This is a genomic window from Vibrio furnissii CIP 102972, assembly GCF_000176175.1.
GTDB lineage: Bacteria > Pseudomonadota > Gammaproteobacteria > Enterobacterales > Vibrionaceae > Vibrio > Vibrio furnissii.
Genome location: NZ_ACZP01000014.1, coordinates 1332639 through 1352977, shown reverse-complemented (window position 1 = coordinate 1352977; position 20339 = coordinate 1332639). Strand labels below are relative to the sequence as shown.

The following is a 20339-nucleotide window of genomic DNA, read 5'->3' as shown; positions in this document are numbered from 1 at the left end:
GCGTTTTGTCTGTGTGATTTACCGTGTATTAACGTGACTTATACCCAAGGGGCAAGCGGATCGGCCTGTTCCATGATCAAGTCCAGTTCTGCTTTTGGCGGGTAAATGAGTTCATTGGTGATGGCGATTTTGATTTTTTTTGCGTCTTCTTTGACGGATTTGACTTTCTGATCCCAGCCTTCAGTAAACACCGCGCCCCATGAACCGAGGTCCAAACACGTCACATAGTTTTCTTGTTTGTAAGGCAAGTAATCACAATCGAGTAAGCTCGCGGCGACATTATGCCCGGCGAATTTACCCATTAATATCGCATGTTGGCAGCTCATCAATGCATGATTGCCTTTATCATCCGTTGCAGCATACGCCACATCGCCAGTGGCGAAGATGTTCGGCTGATCGATCACTTTCAACGATGACTCAACATGTAGCCTGCCCTGCGGGCCTTGCTGTTTCTCGAACACGTTTGTTAAATCGTTCGCTTTGACGCCAGCAGTCCAGATGACAGTCTTGGATTGAATCTCTTCGCCAGAACAGAGTCGTAAACCGTGAGCAGTGATTTCTTCAATCTGCGCATTCAGCATCCATTCAATCTCCAGATCGTCTGTCGCTTGTTTGATGACATCTTGCAACGCTTGACTGTAATTGGTACCAATCTGGCCATTGCGCTCCACGATGATGACTCGAACTGGCTCACTCTCCCCCAGCAGCGCTTTGAGCCTGGCAGGCAGTTCCGTCGCGATTTCAATCCCGGTGAATCCCCCACCACAAACCACAACGGTATTGCGAGCCTGAGAAGACGGCTGGTTTGCCAGGCCGTTGATGTGCTGTTCCAAAAACGCCGCGCTGTCGATTTGGTCAAGGTCAAATGCATGTTCTGCAATGCCTTTCACCATATCTCGGCGTAGATTCGAACCAGCAGCTAACACAAGTCTGTCGTAGTACTTGGTGACCGAGCGCTGATTTTCATCAACATAAACCACTTGTTGGGTGTCCGATTCAATGTTGGTGACCTGCCCAACAACGAATTTCACGCCCATCGTCTCAAACACCGGCATCAACGGAGAAACCAGTGTCTGTACTTTTGACTCATAAAAGCGCGGGCGAACACGCAGCTCTGCAACAGGTGCGATGACCGTCACACCGACATCTTCCGCTTGCTTCAACTTTGCCAAACGCGCAGCACTGAGCGCTGCCCACATCCCCGCAAAACCGGCACCAATAATCACTATTTCTTTACTCATGTGAGATTCCTCGTTCACTTCTGATTCATCATTTCGGCGCAGCATACAAGAAAAAATAAACTGCGACAACATTGGTCGCAGTTTATTTTTTTGCTCGATTTCTTTATGCTTGTCGCAAGAGAGTGATTTACACTGCCAAGTCATTAGAATCAGAGGTTAACTCATGGCTTTTTACAGCTCAGGCGTTGAGTATGGGATTCACTGTTTGGTGAATATGGTTGATGAAGACGGCGAACCAAGGGAAATGTCCGTTCGCGAAGCGGCGAACTTACAAGGCGTCCCGTATGATTATTTGGGCAAAATTTTTACTAAGTTCTCAAAAGCGGGGTTAGTCGAGAGTTCGGAAGGTCGCAAAGGCGGTTATAAGCTCGCCAAGTCGCCAGCAGAGATCAGCGTGCTTGATATCGCGATTGCGATTGATGGTGAGAAGTCGATTTTCGACTGTAAAGAAATTCGCCAGCGGATGAACATCTTCACGGATGATGTTCCTCAATGGGCATGCGAAGGGATGTGCGGGATTCATGCGGTCATGAGAAAAGCTCAAAACCAGATGCAGCAAGTCTTGGCTGAACAATCCATCTTAATGCTTTCAAAACAAATGTATGTGAAGGCACACAATAGCTATGCCGTTGAGATCAAAGAGTGGATTGGTGCGAATCGAAAAACAGAGATGAAGGGCTGATCATCGAGCCCAGCCCCTTGGCGCTCCATTTAAACCTCATCAAGTGTTTACCTTTCCGTCGTGTGTTGTGTCCGTGCGCAGCACGCGGTGAGCATATGTTCACTTGGCATTGTTTCAAATTGCGGAATTCCGTCGTTTAAGAACCCCACATCCCAGTTTGCATGAGAACCGACATACACATGAGCAGCAACTTTTGTATCGGCAGGGTCAGACAGCAAACCAGCAGGTACCCAATATGAATCACCGTTCGAGCTGATATTGGGTACAGGACTACCACATTGAGAACAAAACTCAGATTTAAACCCCGAATTAGTAGAAAAAGACTTAATTTGATGTTCGCCAGTACACCATTTAAAATTTGATGCTTTGACAATCAAAGCCGAATTGGATGAAGAACCCGACACCTTTCGACACAATGAACAATGACATTGATAAATGAGTGGTAGTTCGCCTGACAACTCAAATGAGATCTCTCCGCACAAACAATTTCCTTTCAATTGAATAAATCCTTGTTAACTAGTAAACATAAAGCCCGCCTAAGGGGCACAAAACTCAACCACAACAGTCGTAACGACCATAGTTCATAGGGTCTCGCCATTCGTTATACGAAACTACGACTTAAATCCCCAAGCCGCATCAACAAGCTTCACCATCAACTCCTTGGATACCCCACTACTGTCTCGTTCGGGCATGTATTCAACAAACTCTGCTCCAATAAACTTGTCACTCGAGGCGATTGAATGAACTAAATACAGGGCCTCTCTTGCGGTTAAACCACCAACATTCGGCGTAGCACATGCTCGAAATAGAGAACCATCTAAGGCATCGTAATCGAATGACAGGTAAATACCGTCATACGCTCTCTCCAATTTTTCCATTAGGGTTCGAACGACAACATGAAACCCTTGCTGTTCGATACACATCATGTCGAAGCTGGTCATATTGAGTTTTTGAATGAGTTGATGTTCACATGGCATTAAATCTCTGACGCCCACATAAAACACGTCTTGAGGGTTTAAAGTGATACCAGAAGGTATTGACCAACCATTGTGCGAATATTGATTCATTAATAATGCTAACGGCTTACCGTGCAAATTGCTGTCGCGAGTGTTGTTGCAATCAGCGTGAGCATCAACCCAAACAATTGCAATTTTTTTATTTTTGCCCTTTTGATAATGGCTTAGCACTGCTTGAATTGTACCCATCGCTATCGAGTGGTCGCCACCAATAGTTATGGGGAGCCGATTATTCTTATAACTTGCCAGCACCTTTATCGTTAGGTCGTGCGCGTAAACTCGCAATGCTTCATCTTTGTTCCCGCAGGAAATCAATGAATGAACCTCATCGGAGATGACAACATCGCCTTGGTCAATGATGTCAGCACCCCATCGGTCATTTCTAACTTTGATCCAGTCGGTAAGGCCTACCCATGACATTTCATCCATTCGTCGCAGACCATCAACCGTATTTTCTTGAGTTGTCACAAAACCCAGTTGATTGAAAGGTGCTCCGATGATGTCGAAATGTCTTTTCATGTGTACTCCTGTACTTACCTAATTTCGTATACCGCCGCATTAAGGGACATCGAAACCGTTGTGTCATAAACGCTTAAGCTAATTCAAACTGACAATACCGAGCGTTGTGAATCCCTCTTGAATGCTTGTTAGTTGCGTTCTAACCACTCAGAACGTAACACTCCATATTTGACTGAATCATAATACTCGCCATTGTAATAGCGGACTTTTCGTAGCCTAGCTTCTTGCTGAAAGCCTAATTTTAAAGCTAATGACATCATTCGAGGATTACCCGACCAAGTCGTAAAACCAACCCTTTCAATTTCCTTACTTTTGAACAGATACGAAACCCACAACGGAATCGCTAACGCAGCAATGCCTTTACCCCAAGACTCTTTATCGTAAAGAATAACACCAGCTTCAAGCCAACGAGTTGCTTCACATTCCCAGTAACAACTAACCATTCCCACTGGAATATCATCGACTGTAATCAATTGCGAATCTAAGCCCGATAAAAGACGCTGAAATGAAGAGTTTTCAAACTGTTCTAAGGATGGATGTGAGTATGGAAAATAAGGACCATTGAACTTAGTCCATTCGTCATTTGAGATAACCAAAGCATGGATAAAATCCAGCTCATTTTCTCTTGCAGGTCTAATACTTACTTTCATTTCTTACACTAAACCTCTTGATTCTTGGTGCAAACTAACACCCGTATAAGGGGTGAGCACGCAATACAAATGTGACTGCATTACGCCTTAACCACTCAACAAACTGCAAACGCAAAATGCCACGCGTACCAAATCAGCTTGGACAGTTTGTTATACAAATTTCACGCGACCTACTTTGAATGTTGTCTCCTCACCCACTCATGGCAAGCGTCACCCATTGTTAAACCCATCGAACCTTTCATCCATTGCATGAAATCTCGGTCGAATTTAAATTGCTCACCAAATTTAGATTTAAAATAACGACGAACGTTTTGAGTTGTCTTGTAACTATCTGTAATAACTGTATCGTCATCAATATCATTTTTATGCCAATCAACCTTTGCCATGGTCTGATTTCTCCATTTTGTATAACGCCGCGTTAAGGGGGGAGCTCCGTATAAAGCAACTTTCCGCTGAACGCTTTGTTATGGCGCTTTACCTGTAGTGTTGCTGACACCAATTTTCCCAGTTTGTTTCGCCCAAAAGCTTTCGAGCCTTCATGGTGCGAAATACGTTGATATATCCCATACAAAGACCAAATAGAGATGCTGAAACAAGATACGCTACCCAATTATTTGGCTCTGAATGCCAAAAAAATACCCACATCAAAGCTCCCCATAATAACCCCATAAATAAACCATATGTAATGAGTATTTTTGCAGGAGATTGAAAAACTAGAGGCTTTTGGGAAGGGTCTTTATACCTAGACCAAATAAACGCTGTTGGCTTAGTTAAATCTGCTGGGACACCCTTTTCAATTAGGTGTTTTTGAATGAATTCAGCCTTTTCCATCTTCGCCTCACTATGCATACGCTAGTTGGAATTCTATGGCGTTATCAAAATTTATCGAGAATGATGATTGAAGTGCTGCGACTGACTTCACAACCTGACTGCGCCATAACGCGCGTTAAGTAATGAGCAACGCAGACCACCCAACCTAAATCATTTGCCGTAATCACTAAAGCTGAATCAAACCGAAAACGCCGAGCGTTGCAATCCCGCTTGAACGCTTTGTTAGCCGTTTCGTTTTATGCCAAGGATAGCCCACCATCAACCACAAGCGTGTGGCCAACGATGTAGCTGGCTTTGTCTGAGACCAGAAACTCAATGGCATTAACGATTTCGTCTGCATGACCAAAGCGTTTGATAGGCACCACCTCTGAAACTTCACTACGAATGTTTGGTGAGTCCAATTGCTTGCTTTCCCATCGTGGTGTCCATGTCACACCTGGAGCTACCGCGTTAATGCGAATTCCAGAGCCAATACATTCCAAAGCAACAGAACGGGTTAACCCTTCAATCGCGTGCTTGGACGCGCTGTACATTGAGGCATTAGGTGTCGGTCTTAAGCCATTCACAGAGCTGACGTTAACAATAGAGGAACCCGCATTCATCAGTTTTAACTCATGCCTTAAGCACAAGGCTTGAGACCAAAAATCGACATTCAATGTTTCCTGTAAAGAAGAAACGTCAACTTCTTTAAATTGACCACTGGATACCAAAGCCGGTGACGCATTATTCACTGCAATATCCAACAAACCGTATTGATTATTGATATGGTCGAATAGCTTTTCAAGCTCAGATTCTGAGGAAATATCTACAATTTGATAGTCCACAACGCTTAATTGTGGAAATTCATGCACAGACTCCATCCATGACTGTTTAGCACGAGAGCAGGTTATCACTTGATAGCCCAAGTCCACGAATCGCAGAACAGCTTTCAGCCCTATACCTCTAGAGCCTCCAGTTACCAATGCTACTTTCACTTTAGACTCCTTTCTTGTTTCACTGTCTGACGGCTAACGCCGCGTTAAGGGGTGAATGCCGCAAAAACCAACCTTTCGCAGACCACCTTAACCACTAAATTCAACGCATAGTAAAAATGCCACACGTTGTGAATTCCTCTTGAACTGTTTGTTATATGCCCGAACTCATTGTGTATTCTGGATGTCCAGTGTGCTCATCCAATTGCTCGCTCAAGACTTTGAAACCTTGAGACAAATAGAATTGATAACTAGCCTGATTTTCCTTGTATACTGCGAGACTCAATTCAGCCCTCTGAGTTTTAGCATGACTCAATAGTTGCTTACCAATGCCTTTGCCTTGAAGCTCAGGAGAGACAAATATAGCAGCTAGGCTATTTTCATATAGTGCGTAAAAGCCGACTACTTTCGACTCAACTTCGTAAACGTAGGTTTCTGAAGCTGGAATGTAGATATTACGCATGTTTTCTACTTGAGATTCCCAGAACTCAGGCGAGATGAAAGCGTGAGCTTTAACTGACGCATTAAGCCAAATATCAAGAACTGAATTCATGTCATTTTCGTTGTACTTTCTTATCATTTCAAAGCTCTAAATAGCCGAATTTATCGGGGCAATATAGCGCCCAATTAAGGGGTAAATGCCGTACAAACTAACCTTTCTCAGACCGCTTTCACCACAAAAATCACCAAACTCCACCGGAATGAAAAATGCCATACGTTGGCAGTCCGACTTAAACAGTTTGTTATAACTACGCTTTTCTGATTGGCTGACATATATATAGCAAGAAGCTACACATCAAGGCTATCCCTGATGCACTTAACATATTACATTCGAAATAGTTTATTAACGAGGACGTGCCAAAAGTCGCAACAAAAAATGTTCCAAAATAATACACCCTAAACGGCAATAACTTTTGCGAACATCTTTTACAAATCACTGGTTTATCTGGGATGAATTTGAACTTATCCCATACAGTCAACGGGGCTGAGCAGTTTGGGCACTTGAACATGTGTATTCCTAACTTGTTACTGTATAAAGTAAAAAACTAACTATAGTGACCTTCCCTTGCAAAACTACAAGAATGTAATTCGAGGGAGATCATGCTGCCAAGTAGTTATAACTCCGCATTAAGGTGCGAGCGACGCTTGAAGCAAAACTGCCAAGTGTTGCGAATCACTCTTAAATGCTTTGTTAGCTTAACTTATACCTAAGTTATTCATTTGCAAGTACATACAAGTTATCAAGCTGCTGATGTAGACAGAAACCAGTAGCCATTGTACAGAGAACCAATTGACTAAGCTCTTTCGAAAATCTCCAGTCTTTGTAAATAGTGAAGTTCTCTATATCCGCATCTTCGATGATATGATTAACAATCTTGATTAGACGATCGTATTTACGTTCAAGGGCTGGATTGCAATGTAGAGGAAAAGCTGATGGTGATAGTTTTGATTTCTCATGATCTAACCTTTCTTTCGCTTGTTCAAAAACCGACTTAATTTTCAAGTATTCTATTTCATATTTATCGAACCAGTCACCTTTAGCCCAAGCTTTATTCCAAACAGTTCTCCATTCTTCTTTGGTTACGCGCTTATTTAGTTGATAGCATACCCATCGAAATGCCAGAGCATCACCAATCTGCTCACTCCCCTTAGGCGTTCCAAATACGCCTTCAAAATCTGTGTATGCACCATCAGCCTTTTTGAGTAAGTTCTGATACTCATCATCACTGAAACTACCCATACCAAATCGGATAATTGACAAAATTGCATCACTTGTTGATCTGCCCCAGCGCCCATTATTTAGGGCATAGCTTGATAGCATTTCACTACCATTGGATAGCACATGGCGCAATGGCCTTGGGTTAGTGCCCCCCTTACTGTAATTATCGTAGTTATCCTCTATATCTCGTCCCCATTGAGACCACATTTGGTAGCCAATCTCTTTGAAGGAATCTGACACGTTATATAGTTCTTTCACTACTTCAACATATACTGTAGTTGCAGATGCATGATGATTTGCTAGGGAATTCAATTCCGTAATCGATTGAGCTTGTTTACTTATACGTAATGAGAAGAAAGCCGCTATTGCAGCACCTAAAGATGCAAAAGCGGACAGCAGTGCAGGTATTGAATCAAGAACATTCATTGGTCTTACGTCCTTTATTTACATATACGACTTGGCAACGAAGCTGATATTGTAAGCTAATGCCCAATTAAGGGGTGAACAACGCCTACACCCAAACCTAAAGCATTGTGTCATAAACACTATATTTGAAGTAGAAGCAAAAATGCCAAGCGTTGTGAATCCCTCTTAAATTGCTTGTTATATTTAGTCTGCGATTTCAAATATGGAGTCAATGATGATAGGTAAATTACCCCTTACGGACATGGCTCCAAAAACTGAACGAGCATGAACACCCTTTTCACCAAACACGTCTGCCATTAAATCAGAGCATCCGTCCAACACTTTAGGATGTTGTTCGAAGTCACTAGTGGCATTAACAAAACCTTGGAGTTTTACAACTCGGGCTACTTTGTCTAACGAACCCAGTTCGAGTTTAACCGCCGCCAAAATATCTAAACCCGTAGCTTTGGCGAAAGTGTAACCTTCTTCTGTTGTGTATTCTTGACCTAACTTACCCTTCGGCACTTTGCTCAAGCCAGCCACCGGTCCTTTACCTGAAACATAGAGTAAGTTGCCAGTTCTCACACAATTGCAATAACTACCCTGAGGATCGCTTGCTTGAGGTAACTCCAACCCTAGCTCTGATAGTCTCGTTTCGATGTCCATTTATCCTCCATGATTAAACAAAATATAACGCCGCGTTAAGGCGTGACGTGATGCGTGCCATACTGTGAGCGAAGCGAAACTGGCACGCGTTGCGGAATCGCTCTTAAACGCTTTGTTATGCCACTGTTAACAACGAACCCATTTACGTTTACTTTCTGAAGAGCGCTGAATCTTTTTAGATTTAGTCAGCTCATTGATAGCCTTAGAAAAATCAGATTTAGATAAACCTAGCTGTTTCTGTAAACTTGGATCCAACGGCCTTGGTGACTTAAGTGCGGAAAACACTTTATCTTCAGCGGTACTACTTTTCTGTACACTAGGCATTTGCACTACTGTGTCATCTTTTGTTCGTATACTTTTGACGTTAGCTCCTAATTGCCTACATTGAAACTCGAATGCAGAGATTAAATTCTCATCGTTGCTGTAAAGTTCAAAATTAACCGTACCAAATTGCTTTTTTTCTAGGGCTAACAAAACTTTAGATAGATAAGCAATGATATAAAAGTCAGCTTGATTTGCACCTGAGGGATAATCGGACAAGTACAAGAAAAGTGATTTTTCACACACCAGTTGAACAGACTCCAATTTGGAGAAAACGAACACTTTATCAATAACTGATGCTCTAACTCTTTCTAGCTCTTTTAAGCCAATATTTTCCGCATCTACAAATATCATCTTCATTTTGCCACTAGCTTCCCTGTTACTGACTTAACTTTAAAATTATACAAGCATTTCGACATAATCAATAAAGTGGCATAACGCCGCGTTAAGGGGCGAATGCCGCACAAACCAAGTTTCCGCGGACCACTTTCACCACCAAAACTCACCGCAAACCAAAAATGCCACGCGGCATGAGTCCCGCTTGAACGCTTTGTTATGTAGCCTGCCTTTCAGCTTCAATTTACCACCCAAGAAAAGCTGAACAAGCAGCAAATCTTGCCGCAGCCAAATTACCTGATTTGGTTCACGAAATTGGGTAGATAAAAAGACCAGCGTCCGTGGATTCAAATCGACCAGCGACAAAGATCGCTTTTGCGTAGAGAAAACCTAACGAACGAAACCGACATTGCACGCAGACGTTTCGATAACATAATGCTCGCCACACCTGGCGATAGATAAACTATCCGCGAACCATTTGCCAAAGACAGCTGGATATAAGCACCAAAATTTATAAAGCTACATAACGCCCTGTTAAGGTGTGAGCAACGCAATGCCGAAGCTCCCGCATACCACCTTAAACACTAAACGCAACGCATAGCAAAAATGCCAAGCGTTGCGAATCACTCTTAAACAGTTTGTTAGCTAAATTATTTAAAGCGCTCTGTATACTCATTAAACACCCATCCCTCAAGGGTATTACCATCCTTTTGAGGAACAGCAACCTTTACCCAACTACGTTCTTTTTCCAATACGTACACCAATTGCCCAAAGCTTAGATTAGAGATAACTTCAGACTTTATTGAGGAAGAAGATCTTAAACGCACTCCATCACCACTAATAAACCTATTGGCAGCACCTATCTCTATGCCAGCATTTTGAGGTAGTTTCTTGATTGCACTTATCTGCACCCGACGAGGTTCGCTGTTATTTTTGAGATATTCTGCCAATATTGGGTGCAAATAGAGCGAAACAAAAAGTGGCATCACAACACAGTTAAATAGATACTTGAGGAATAGGAGAAAGAAAACGGGTAATTTTTTAAACGTGTTTTCAATATCTTGTTGAGACGGCTCGCCCTTTTGGAAGGAATCACCAGCTTCCGATAATACCTCAGAAAATTCAGATAATTCTTGCTCTGTGTATAAAGAATTTAGAGTATCAAAGTGCATCAAAGATGAAGCGCTAACAATAGAATCAAATGCATTAAGCTGCTTCAATGTTGCTGCGTTAACAATAGACTCTAACACACTCAACTGTTTCAATGCTGCTGAATTAACAACAGAGTTAAACGCACTCAACTGTTTCAATGCTGCTGAGTTAACAACAGAGTCAAACGCACTCAACTGTTTCAATGCTGCTGAGTTAACAACAGAGTCAAACGCACTCAACTGTTTCAATGCTGCTGAGTTAACAACAGAGTCAAACGCACTCAACTGTTTCAATACTGCTGAGTTAACAACAGAGTCAAACGCACTCAACTGTTTCAATGCTGCTGAGTTAACAACAGAGTCAAACGCACTCAACTGTTTCAATGCTGCTGAGTTAACAACAGAGTCAAACGCACTCAACTGTTTCAATGCTGCTGAGTTAACAACAGAGTCAAACGCACTAAATTGTTTCAATGCTGCTGAGTTAACAACAGAGTCAAACGCACTAAATTGTTTCAATGCTGCTGAGTTAACAACAGAGTCAAACGCACTAAATTGTTTCAGTGCTGATGCATTAAAAATGGAGTCCCATGCTCTAAACTGTGCCAAATTTTCGGTATATTTGCTCATATATAACTTTTTCTCACATTAAGCTAACGCCGCGTTAAGTAGTGAGCAACGCGACCACCTACCTAAAATATTGTGCCGTAAACACCAAACCTGATTCAAACCGAAACTGCCAAGCGTTGCGAATCTGCCTTAAACGCTTTGTTATAAGACGTTTGATTTGATTGAATTTTTATGTGATTTAGTGCTCATTAAGACAACGTACACTTGGCGTCTTGTTCATTAATAGTTGGCGATGAAGTAGAATCAACCTTCTATCAATCGATAGAAACACGAAAACCCCGCTATCGCAGGGTAAACTTCAACAAAGAGGGCTTATGATAAAACCTGCTTATGCAGACTTAGTAGTAGATCTGCTCAAACTCCTGATTAAAGTAGTAGAGACGTTCCTGAAGTAATATTCTTGAAACGCAACAAAGCTCAAGCATTGCAGTGCTTGAGCTTTTTTTTGTTCTACTGGATAGTCACATCTAAGTTTCATCGATTCTTTGTTAAATCTCTATATTCGCTAACGCCGCATTAAGTGGTGAACAACGCAACCACATTGCCTAGATTATTGTGCCGTAAACACTAAATCCGAACTGTGACTATTAAAACAAAATGAACCAAAAATGCCAAGCGTTGGGAATCACTCTTAAACTCTTTGTTAGGAATATTGGCTACGCTTCACAAAGCTGAAGTCTTATAACGCCGCGCTAAGGGGTGAATGCCGCACAAACCAACCTTCCGCAGACCACTTTCACCACCAAAGCTCACCGCAAACCAAAAATGCCACGCGGCATGAGTCCCGCTTGAACGCTTTGTTATGTAACCTACCTTTCAGCTTCAATTTACCACCCAAGAAAAGCTGAACAAGCAGCGAATCTTGCCGCGCCCAAATTACCTGAAGTGGTTCACGAAATTGGACAGACAAAAAGACCAGCGTCTGTGGATTCAAATCGACCAGCGACAAAGATCGCTTTTGTGTAGGGAGAACCTAACGAACGGAACCGACATTGCACACAGAAGTTTCGATAACATAATGCTCGCCACACCTTGCGATAGATGAACTATCCGCGAACCATTTACCAAAGACAACTGGATATAAACACCAAAATTTATAAAGCTACATAACGCCGCGTTAAGGGGCGAATGCCGTATAAACTAACCTTCCGCAAACCACTTTCACCACCAAAACTCACCGCAAACCAAAAATGCCACGTGGCATGAGTCCCGCTTGAACGCTTTGTTATGTAGCCTGACTTTCAGCTTCAATTTAACCACCCAAGAAAAGCTGAACAAGCAGCGAATCTTGCCGCAGCCAAATTACCTGAAGTGGTTCACGAAATTGAGTAGGCAAAACGGCCAGCGCCCTTGGATTCAAACGACCAGCGACAAAGATCGCTTTTGTGTAGGGAAAACCTAACGAACAGAACCGACATTACACGCAGACGTTTCGATAACATAATGCGCGCCACACCTTGCGATAAATGAACTATCCGCGAACCATTTGCCTAAGACAACTGGATATAAACACCAAGATTGATAAAGCTACATAACGCCCAATTAAGTTGTGAGCAACGCTGCCACTGAACCTAACCCTTTGCGCCATACACACTAAAGCGTATTTAAACCAAAATTGCCAAGCGTTGCGAATCAGCTTGAATTGTTTGTTAGTTTGCTACTCGCAGTCTACCTTAGAAAACGTGACTTTATTATCTTTAGTAGCTACGAGAGCTTGCTTGTTACCGATAAGTGTAAGCTTTGCGCTCTCATCTAAGTTAGTACAAATTTTCTCTTCACCAGACAGATTATTGTGGAATGCCACATAGAGATATTCTGAAAGATACGATTCGTCTAGTGAGTATTTAACAAGAAACCCAAGGAAAGCAAGATTTAGAACATACAGTGATCCTAATGGCGTCATGGCAAAGGAAAGTACATCTCGTTCATCAGGACATTTCACTAAAGGGATAAACATAGCCCCCAACATGGATAGTCCAAAAATTATTTGGGTAACGACTAACATCAGCATAATGAAATATACCCACCGTGCCATATCAACATAGTGCTGCAAGTCTGGAGCAGCAGTACTTGTTAGTACTTCTATAACATTGGCTGACAAATAGATGCTGGCAATGTTGCAACCCAATAAGGATAAGAAAGAACTTACTTTGAATAGGAAAGAGTCAACAATGACATCTCGAGCGTCTTTAAAGCGAGCCCAATAATAACTAACAACGGTCAGTGTAAGTATGATGGGAACAACCATAAACAATGGGCTACCAGGCACTGTTGTACATTTAGCTAAGATTAAAAGGTAGACGTAATAAATCAGCGTCATGCCCGTATACAATTGCAAACCGTATACTTCATTAGAGATTCGTTCAATTTCTCTCCCTCTATTTACATGCCCAAGCAAACCAGAAAACAAAATTAGGAAATAAACAAAAGATACCAACTCTAGCAATTCTATATCTCCATTTGATCTTGGATTTATTGCAAACTAACGCCCTGTTAAGGGGTGAGCAACGCAATACAGAAGCCGCCGCATATCACCTTAAACACTTAAACCAACGCATGGCTAAAAATGCCACGCGTTGCGAATCCCTCTTAAACAGTTTGTTAGCCAGAAAACACCACATATTGTATTTACAATCAAAAAATACACCACATATGGACAAGTCACATTTTCAGATGAAACCGAATGAAATAACCACAAACCCAATAATGTTACATTGCAACACATAGCATAAATGATAATGTGACATCGAGCCAATAACTTGAGGATTTTGAATGCCTACATTAAGTGTGTCTGAGTTTTCTTTAATCGTTGTAACTTCGGGAAAGCCAAAGCAGACAAGGGTAAAAAACATCGCTAATCGCGAGCCTTACGCCGCTTTTCGTGACTACTATGGTCCGTTGCGAAACTCGATTAAACGTCTTTTCATTGCAAAGCGACATATTTCTCACCTTTACACTATATGCAACCGTCAAGAGGGAACTAAAAAGAAAAAATATGAAATGATCGTCAATACTTTTAAAGATTGGCAATCTGGTAAAAATATTAAGGCTTTTGATCCACCAAGAGAACACTACAACTTTTCACAAACTAGCATCACTTGTAATCCTGAACTCCATGTTGTGTTAAACGGTCAACCACGCCTAGTTAAGCTCCATTTCAGTAGTAGTGACAAAATGACTCAGGAGAGAGCAAATATAATCTGTGCTTTGATGGAGGAGTCAATTAGTGACAGTGGTTTTGAATATTCAGTCCTAGATTTAACTTCTGGCAAAGAGTACTTCTTCAATGGTAACTACGAAAAAACCTATGACAGAATAAATAACGAGATCAAGGAACTCGAGAAATTCTGGCTAGAAGTAGCTTAAAAAAGTGTGGCATGGATGCCCATTTTTTGGCTAACGCCGCGTTAAGGGGGGAATGCCGCATAAACCAACCTTCCGCAGACCACTTTCACCACAAAAACTCGACGCATACCAAAAATGCCACGCGGCATGAGTCCCGCTTGAACGCTTTGTTATGTAGCCTGACTTTCAGCTCCAATTTACCACCCAAGAAAAGCTGAACAAGCAGCGAATCTTGCCGCAGCCAAATTACCTGAAGTGGTTCACGAAATTGAGTAGACAAAAAGACCAGCGCCCGGGGATTCAAATCGGCCAGCGACAAAGATCGCTTTTACGTAGATAAAACCTAACGAACGGAACCGACATTGCACACAGACGTTTCAATAACATAATGCTCGCCACACCTTGCGATAGATGAACTATCCGCGAACCATTTGCCAGAGACAACTGAATATAAACACCAAAATTTATAAAGCTACATAACGCCCAATTAAGGTGTGAGTAACGATACCACCCAACTTATACCATTCACCTTAATCACAAAATTCAATTGAACACAAAAATGACAAACGTTACGAATCACTCTTAAATTGTTTGTTATGTTTTTTTAATCTTTGCATGCCAAAGTAATGGTTCATGCGTTTAACTCTATCATTAAATGAAGGACGTACAGGTAAATTATTTAACTTAAGGTATTCTTTTTTTAAACAGTCATTCTTTTCTTCATCTGTATATCTATTAGATTCAACTTTATCCTTGAACTTTTTACATACTATCTCCCTTAATTCATCAAAAATTGACACGTCATACTCCTGAAATAAAACTCTTTCGTTGAAAAAATAAAAATCCGTTTCTATTAGTTCTTTTTTTTCTTTACTCCATCGAGAGACAACAGATGGTGGAATATAAAAATCCGAATCTATCATCATTATCAACTCTATTAAATTTAAAGTTTTAAACTCCTCCTCCATATAATGGAAAAACAAGCTTACTGCATCTTGATGACAAAAAATCATTAAACTAGAATAATCATAATGAGGTATCAAAATAAATATACAGTAATGATTCTTACCTTCCAAATATAAATGTATGCCTTTTTGAAAAGAAAAATTAAAATATGCAGGTAGCTTCTTATAAATAAAACTAACTTCTAAGCCTACATCTTTTGAATATGCATGATTGACTAATGACTTATTACATGATGGTTCGATATCATCAAGCTTTGTATCTAATTTAGGAAAATCAATCAACATATCTTCAGAAAGCAATATCAAATCGTCAATAGAAAGTTCTGAGTTTGATTCAAAATCGTGATTATAATTATATTCATAGTGTAATATTTCTTTTTCTGATTTTGATACTACATCATGTTGAAACTTGATCATACATGAAGTTCGATATAGTTGTAAAAAAATGTCACGTAAAGTAGTTATTCCATTAGAATCTATATTAGAAAATATTAAATTATCACAGTCTCGACAGAAAAGTTTATATGTACTAGCCTTATTTATACCAACCATTTTGAACTCTATATTTTTTTTAGTAGGATTTATATGCTCAAGTGGATTACTCTCATTGATCCCCAATTTAAAAACAGGAGCGACTACATGTTGATCTTCGCTTATTTTCTTTAGTGTCGATTTGGATATAGAGTGAGACAAAATAGCTTTTTGATTACATTTTGGACTCAAACAAGTATGATTGTGTTTTTTTGATAACAAATCTTTATATCTGTTTCCTAATAATTTTACCTTGTCAAAGATATAATCCACTTAATACCTCTATTAATAGTTAAATATATAATTTAAAACATAACGCCGCGTTAAGGGGTGAATGCCGCACATACCAAGTTTCCGCAGATCACTTTCACCACCAAAAATCACCGCAAACCCAAAATGCCACGCGGCATGAGTCCCGCTTGAACGCTTTGTTATGTTCATTATTTTGAGCCTAAGTTTTAGCTTGCTGAAACTTGGTTACGATAAATGTTCAACGACCTCATTTTGAATGCACGCCAAAAGTTCTAATACTTTTACAGACTCCAGATTAAGTTCACACCAACCATCTGTTCCCATAAATGCAACTGAATCATAATTGACGTTTACCGCCCCATGAGACAGCTCAAGAGAACCAGCAAGACGAAATATTCCGATCGATGTATGTATTCTGGATATTTGAAACTCTCTCATATCACCTCTAGAACATAACGCCGCGTTAAGGGGCGAATGCCGCACAAACCAACCTTCCGCAAACCACTTTCACCACAAAAACTCAAAGCATACCCAAAATGCCACGCGGCATGAGTCCCGCTTGAACGCTTTGTTATGTAGCCTACCTTTTAGATTCAATTTACCACCCAAGAAAAGCTGAACAAGCAACAAATCTTACCGCAGCCAAATTACCCGAAGTGGTTCACGAAATTGGGTAGACAAAAAGACCAGCGCCCGGAGATTCAAATCAACCAGCGACAAAGTTCGCTTTTATGTAGAGAGAACCTAACGAACGGAACCGACATTGCACGCAGACGTTTCGATAACATAATGCTCACCACACCTTGCGCCAACCGAACCGTCTACGCGCCGTTGGCCAAAGACAACTAGATATAAACACCAAGATTGATAAAGCTACATAACGCCGTGTTAAGGGGTGAGACAACGCTACCGCCAAAGCGGATATGACCGCCTTAATCACTTAAACCGATTTGAAGTGAAAGCGCCACGCGTTGACGAATCCCTCTTAAACACTTTGTTATGTTTTACCACAACTGACTCGCATACTTGGCAAAGAACTGAATTGCATAAAGAATTGTTTAACTTGCGTCACACGACGTTGTGGAATAGTCCGACAAAAGCGATAAATACAAAACGTGTAATTCCCAGGAATTTGATTGAGGCAACTTTGATGATTTTCGGCGAATGACGGCATCCCTTTCAAAACAGCGAAAGACAAAACTCAAATTGCCGAAAACCCCGCTGCCGATTTGCTAATTGGGAAATAGAACCAAAGCGACTTTAAGCCAGCCCAATTTTCAACACGCAGACGCGACTTCGAACTGAAGCAACCCACGAACTTTGAAGCGTGATTATTTTGAGGGATTCATGAACTTGGGCAGACAATATTGAATTGCTGAGACTACCCGAGCGAATTGCCAAAGAGACCAAAGAAATAAGCGCCAAGAAACCTTTGATTTCTTCTAAATCAAAGTGAAACATAACGCCCTGTTAAGGTGTGAGCAACGCAATACCGAAGCCGCTGCAAACCACCTTAATCACTAAAATCAACGCATAGTAAAAATGCCACGCGTTGCGAATCATTCTTAAACAGTTTGTTATACCGTTGATTCACGCTGCTGCTCTTTGAATTTATCTATTGAAGTTCGGATCGTTTTTTTTGACTCAAACTCTGGAGTACAAGAGTAGATCGCCCACTTATGGATAAGACTAGGCTTCCCTTTGAAGGCAACAAATGAGCGTATTTTTGCGTACCGTTGAAGTTGTTTAGAGTCAGTATAGATATGAGTTATAACAAACGCTCTCTCGTAAGCCAAAAGATAATAAAATACATACACATATGGTAGTAAAGATACCGACAGCAACATAGGAACCAAAAAATCCCGGAATGTATCAACACTGAAAAACTTACCTGGTTCATTATATATATTTAAGATGGAGTCGATGAAAATAAAAGTTCCCATTATGGCTAAAATATAGTCAGATATTTTTTTGTGCTTGCTTATACTCTGGTTTACCTTTAGCAAAAGCACTACAACACGCAAATAGTGCACCTGTCGTTACTAGAAATAATTCAGTTATAAAACCGTAGGAATGAAATGCTACTAGGAACTCGATTAGTACAATCAGCTTAACCTGAGAATTTAACGATGCTTTCAAGTACTCTTTGGGCTCGGTGATCTTAGTCGTATTCATAAGCTGAACAAAGCCAATAAACACAAACCACAGTATCGTATTTTTAAGTTGTCCTACATTCCAAACATCCATACTATAAAGTAAATACACGACAATTAAAATATATAAAAGCAGAGTGCCAGTGGTTATCAGTATGGATTTTTGGCAAAAAGATTTTAGGACTAACTCAATAGCCGGTAGAACTTCCTTACTTTTTATGGAAGCCCAAATGAAGACAACAATGACCAGAGTAGCTGTAGCTAACTCTCGATTATTAAAAATACCCAAATGCCCTCCTGAGCCTAAAAACGGTATAACGCCGCGTTAAGGGGCGAATGCCGTATAAACCAACCTTCCGCAAACCAAAAATGCCACGCGGCATGAGTCCCGCTTGAACGCTTTGTTATGTAGCCTGACTTTCAGATTCAATTTACCACCCAAGAAAAGCCGAACAAACAGCAAATCTTGCTGTAGCCAAATTACCCAAAGTGGTTCACGAAATTGGGGAGACAAAACGGCCAGCGCCCTTGGATTCAAATCGACCAGCGACAAAGATCGTTTTTGTGTAAGGAAAACCTAACGAACGAAACCGACATTGCACGCAGACGTTTCGATAACATAATGCTCACCACACCTTGCGAGAGATGCACTATCCGCGAACCATTTGCCAAAGACAACTGGATATAAACGCCAAAATTTATAAAGCTACATAACGCCCAATTAAGGGGTGAACAACGCCTCCACCCAACCTAAAGCATTGCACCGTAACCACTCAAATTGAAGTAGAAGCAAAAATGCCAAGCGTTGGGAATCCCTCTTAAATTGTTTGTTAGGTGCTTTCTACCGCGCTTATGAAGTTATAAAAAAACTCATCCTCTGAGTCGATAACAAACTCCAACTGTTTGTACATGCGCGCAGCAGGTTCATTATTTTTAAAACAACTCAATGTTAAATCCAGTTGCTGCGAATTTGCCTGTTGTTTGAGTTTTTGAATGACCGTTGATGCGAACCCTTTCCTTTGACTATCCGTGTAGATAATGAGCAGGTGGATGTGGATACTACTCGATTTAAGGCGACTGCATACATAGCCAACTTTTTCACCATTGCACAAAATCCAACTAAACCACTCTGGTTTTAACTTAGATTCAAACGAAGTTCTTTGAAAATTTTCATCCCAACCAACTGCGCTATCAACGATTGGCTTCATATACAATCTGAAATCATCGAATGCCGACGAGTGTTCGTGTTTTTTAAATTTTGAAAGAATAATTTCCATATGTCACCTAACGCCGCGTTAAGGGGCGTAGGCACGCACTACAAACGTGACCGCATTACACCTTAATCACTAAACACACTGCAAACCAAAAATACCACGCGTGCCAAGTCCCGCTTGAACGCTTTGTTATGTAGCCTGCCTTTCCGCTTCAATTTACCACTCAAGAAAAGCTGAACAAGCTACGAATCTTGCCGCAACCAAATTACCTGAATAGGTTCACGAAATTGGGTAGACAAAAAGACTAGAGCCCGTAGATTCAAATCGGCCAGCAACAAAGATCGCTTTTGTGTAGATAAAACCTAACGAACGGAACTGACATTGCACGCAGACGTTTCGAGAACATAATGCTCGCCACACTTTGCGCCAACCTAACCGTCTACGCGCCGTTGGCCAAAGACAACTGGATATAAACACCAATATTTATAAAGCTACATAACGCCGCGTTAAGGGGTGAATGCCGTATAAACCAACCTTCCGCAGACCACTTTCACCGCAAAAACTCAACGCATACCAAAAATGCCACGCGGCATGACTCCCGCTTGAACGCTTTGTTATGTAGCCTGCCTTTCAGCTTCAATTTACCACCCAAGAAAAGCTGAACAAGCCGCGAATCTTGCCGCAGCTAAATTACCCGAAGTAGTTCACGAAATTGGGTAGACAAAAAGTTCAGCGCCCGT

At 41.2% G+C, this 20339-nt stretch carries 18 protein-coding genes; 2 read left to right on the top strand and 16 right to left on the bottom strand.

From position 1 onward, the window contains the following. Nucleotides 1–38 precede the first annotated feature (38 nt). The gene (locus tag VFA_RS16305) at nt 39–1241 is read right to left on the bottom strand and encodes an NAD(P)/FAD-dependent oxidoreductase (protein WP_004727945.1); all 1203 of its coding nucleotides are present in this window, start codon (nt 1239–1241) and stop codon (nt 39–41) included. A gap of 163 nt (nt 1242–1404) precedes the next feature. On the opposite strand from VFA_RS16305, the gene VFA_RS16300 reads away from it, so the two are divergent. Then, complete coding sequence (locus VFA_RS16300; RefSeq protein WP_004727944.1) at nt 1405–1923, top strand: RrF2 family transcriptional regulator; 519 nt, start codon at nt 1405–1407, stop codon at nt 1921–1923. Between the two features lie 47 nt (nt 1924–1970). On the opposite strand, the gene VFA_RS23475 is transcribed toward VFA_RS16300, so the two are convergent. The 12 genes from VFA_RS23475 to VFA_RS16240 all read right to left on the bottom strand — a co-directional run bounded on the left by VFA_RS23475 (nt 1971) and on the right by VFA_RS16240 (nt 13585). Next, the gene (locus VFA_RS23475; protein ID WP_440870468.1) at nt 1971–2420 is read right to left on the bottom strand and encodes a GFA family protein; all 450 of its coding nucleotides are present in this window, start codon (nt 2418–2420) and stop codon (nt 1971–1973) included. A 114-nt stretch (nt 2421–2534) separates the two neighbouring features. After that, entirely contained in the window at nt 2535–3458 is a 924-nt protein-coding gene (locus tag VFA_RS16295; RefSeq protein ID WP_004727943.1) for an arginase family protein, read from the bottom strand. 128 nt (nt 3459–3586) lie between these two features. Beyond that, nucleotides 3587–4108 (bottom strand): GNAT family N-acetyltransferase, encoded by a 522-nt coding sequence (locus VFA_RS16290; RefSeq protein WP_038152057.1) that lies wholly within the window; start codon nt 4106–4108, stop codon nt 3587–3589. 170 nt (nt 4109–4278) lie between these two features. Continuing rightward, nucleotides 4279–4494, bottom strand: a complete 216-nt coding sequence (locus VFA_RS16285; protein ID WP_038152054.1) for a DUF6434 domain-containing protein — start codon at nt 4492–4494, stop codon at nt 4279–4281. Nucleotides 4495–4582: 88 nt separating this feature from the next. Continuing rightward, nucleotides 4583–4939, bottom strand: a complete 357-nt coding sequence (locus tag VFA_RS16280) for a DUF6404 family protein (RefSeq protein WP_038152052.1) — start codon at nt 4937–4939, stop codon at nt 4583–4585. Between the two features lie 236 nt (nt 4940–5175). Further along, nucleotides 5176–5913 (bottom strand): SDR family NAD(P)-dependent oxidoreductase, encoded by a 738-nt coding sequence (locus VFA_RS16275; protein ID WP_004727941.1) that lies wholly within the window; start codon nt 5911–5913, stop codon nt 5176–5178. A gap of 151 nt (nt 5914–6064) precedes the next feature. Then, on the bottom strand, nt 6065–6490 hold the full coding sequence (locus VFA_RS16270) for an N-acetyltransferase (RefSeq protein ID WP_038152049.1): 426 nt from the start codon (nt 6488–6490) through the stop codon (nt 6065–6067). Between the two features lie 633 nt (nt 6491–7123). After that, nucleotides 7124–8056, bottom strand: coding sequence for a hypothetical protein (locus tag VFA_RS16265; RefSeq protein ID WP_004727940.1), 933 nt, complete (start codon nt 8054–8056; stop codon nt 7124–7126). Between the two features lie 183 nt (nt 8057–8239). Further along, the gene (locus VFA_RS16260; protein ID WP_025633769.1) at nt 8240–8701 is read right to left on the bottom strand and encodes a RidA family protein; all 462 of its coding nucleotides are present in this window, start codon (nt 8699–8701) and stop codon (nt 8240–8242) included. A gap of 126 nt (nt 8702–8827) precedes the next feature. After that, nucleotides 8828–9382: a hypothetical protein gene (locus tag VFA_RS16255; protein ID WP_038152043.1), complete on the bottom strand. Its 555-nt coding sequence runs from the start codon at nt 9380–9382 to the stop codon at nt 8828–8830. Between the two features lie 626 nt (nt 9383–10008). Further along, nucleotides 10009–11139 carry an SH3 domain-containing protein gene (locus VFA_RS16250; RefSeq protein WP_004727939.1) on the bottom strand — a complete coding sequence of 377 codons (1131 nt, stop codon included), beginning with the start codon at nt 11137–11139 and terminating at the stop codon, nt 10009–10011. 1657 nt (nt 11140–12796) lie between these two features. Beyond that, entirely contained in the window at nt 12797–13585 is a 789-nt protein-coding gene (locus tag VFA_RS16240; RefSeq protein ID WP_004727938.1) for a hypothetical protein, read from the bottom strand. 326 nt (nt 13586–13911) lie between these two features. On the opposite strand from VFA_RS16240, the gene VFA_RS16235 reads away from it, so the two are divergent. Then, nucleotides 13912–14505 (top strand): hypothetical protein, encoded by a 594-nt coding sequence (locus tag VFA_RS16235; RefSeq protein WP_029817062.1) that lies wholly within the window; start codon nt 13912–13914, stop codon nt 14503–14505. 548 nt (nt 14506–15053) lie between these two features. Here the strand turns inward: VFA_RS16235 and VFA_RS16230 are convergent. The 3 genes from VFA_RS16230 to VFA_RS16220 form a co-directional block, all read right to left on the bottom strand. Beyond that, complete coding sequence (locus tag VFA_RS16230) at nt 15054–16253, bottom strand: hypothetical protein (protein WP_004727937.1); 1200 nt, start codon at nt 16251–16253, stop codon at nt 15054–15056. A gap of 1938 nt (nt 16254–18191) precedes the next feature. Continuing rightward, nucleotides 18192–18674: a hypothetical protein gene (locus VFA_RS24095; protein ID WP_232281733.1), complete on the bottom strand. Its 483-nt coding sequence runs from the start codon at nt 18672–18674 to the stop codon at nt 18192–18194. A gap of 541 nt (nt 18675–19215) precedes the next feature. After that, nucleotides 19216–19593, bottom strand: a complete 378-nt coding sequence (locus VFA_RS16220; protein ID WP_392391612.1) for a GNAT family N-acetyltransferase — start codon at nt 19591–19593, stop codon at nt 19216–19218. Nucleotides 19594–20339: the final 746 nt, after the last annotated feature.

Excerpts from the sequence above, each read along its gene's own strand:
- VFA_RS16265 (WP_004727940.1), bottom strand. The coding sequence starts at position 8,056 with ATGAATGTTCTTGATTCAATACCTGCACTGCTGTCCGCTTTTGCATCT.
- VFA_RS16270 (WP_038152049.1), bottom strand. The coding sequence starts at position 6,490 with ATGATAAGAAAGTACAACGAAAATGACATGAATTCAGTTCTTGATATT.
- VFA_RS16255 (WP_038152043.1), bottom strand. The coding sequence starts at position 9,382 with ATGAAGATGATATTTGTAGATGCGGAAAATATTGGCTTAAAAGAGCTA.
- VFA_RS16305 (WP_004727945.1), bottom strand. The coding sequence starts at position 1,241 with ATGAGTAAAGAAATAGTGATTATTGGTGCCGGTTTTGCGGGGATGTGG.
- VFA_RS16290 (WP_038152057.1), bottom strand. The coding sequence starts at position 4,108 with ATGAAAGTAAGTATTAGACCTGCAAGAGAAAATGAGCTGGATTTTATC.
- VFA_RS16250 (WP_004727939.1), bottom strand. The coding sequence starts at position 11,139 with ATGAGCAAATATACCGAAAATTTGGCACAGTTTAGAGCATGGGACTCC.
- VFA_RS16295 (WP_004727943.1), bottom strand. The coding sequence starts at position 3,458 with ATGAAAAGACATTTCGACATCATCGGAGCACCTTTCAATCAACTGGGT.
- VFA_RS16220 (WP_392391612.1), bottom strand. The coding sequence starts at position 19,593 with ATGAAGCCAATCGTTGATAGCGCAGTTGGTTGGGATGAAAATTTTCAA.
- VFA_RS16300 (WP_004727944.1), top strand. The coding sequence starts at position 1,405 with ATGGCTTTTTACAGCTCAGGCGTTGAGTATGGGATTCACTGTTTGGTG.
- VFA_RS16260 (WP_025633769.1), bottom strand. The coding sequence starts at position 8,701 with ATGGACATCGAAACGAGACTATCAGAGCTAGGGTTGGAGTTACCTCAA.
- VFA_RS16235 (WP_029817062.1), top strand. The coding sequence starts at position 13,912 with ATGCCTACATTAAGTGTGTCTGAGTTTTCTTTAATCGTTGTAACTTCG.
- VFA_RS16285 (WP_038152054.1), bottom strand. The coding sequence starts at position 4,494 with ATGGCAAAGGTTGATTGGCATAAAAATGATATTGATGACGATACAGTT.
- VFA_RS16280 (WP_038152052.1), bottom strand. The coding sequence starts at position 4,939 with ATGGAAAAGGCTGAATTCATTCAAAAACACCTAATTGAAAAGGGTGTC.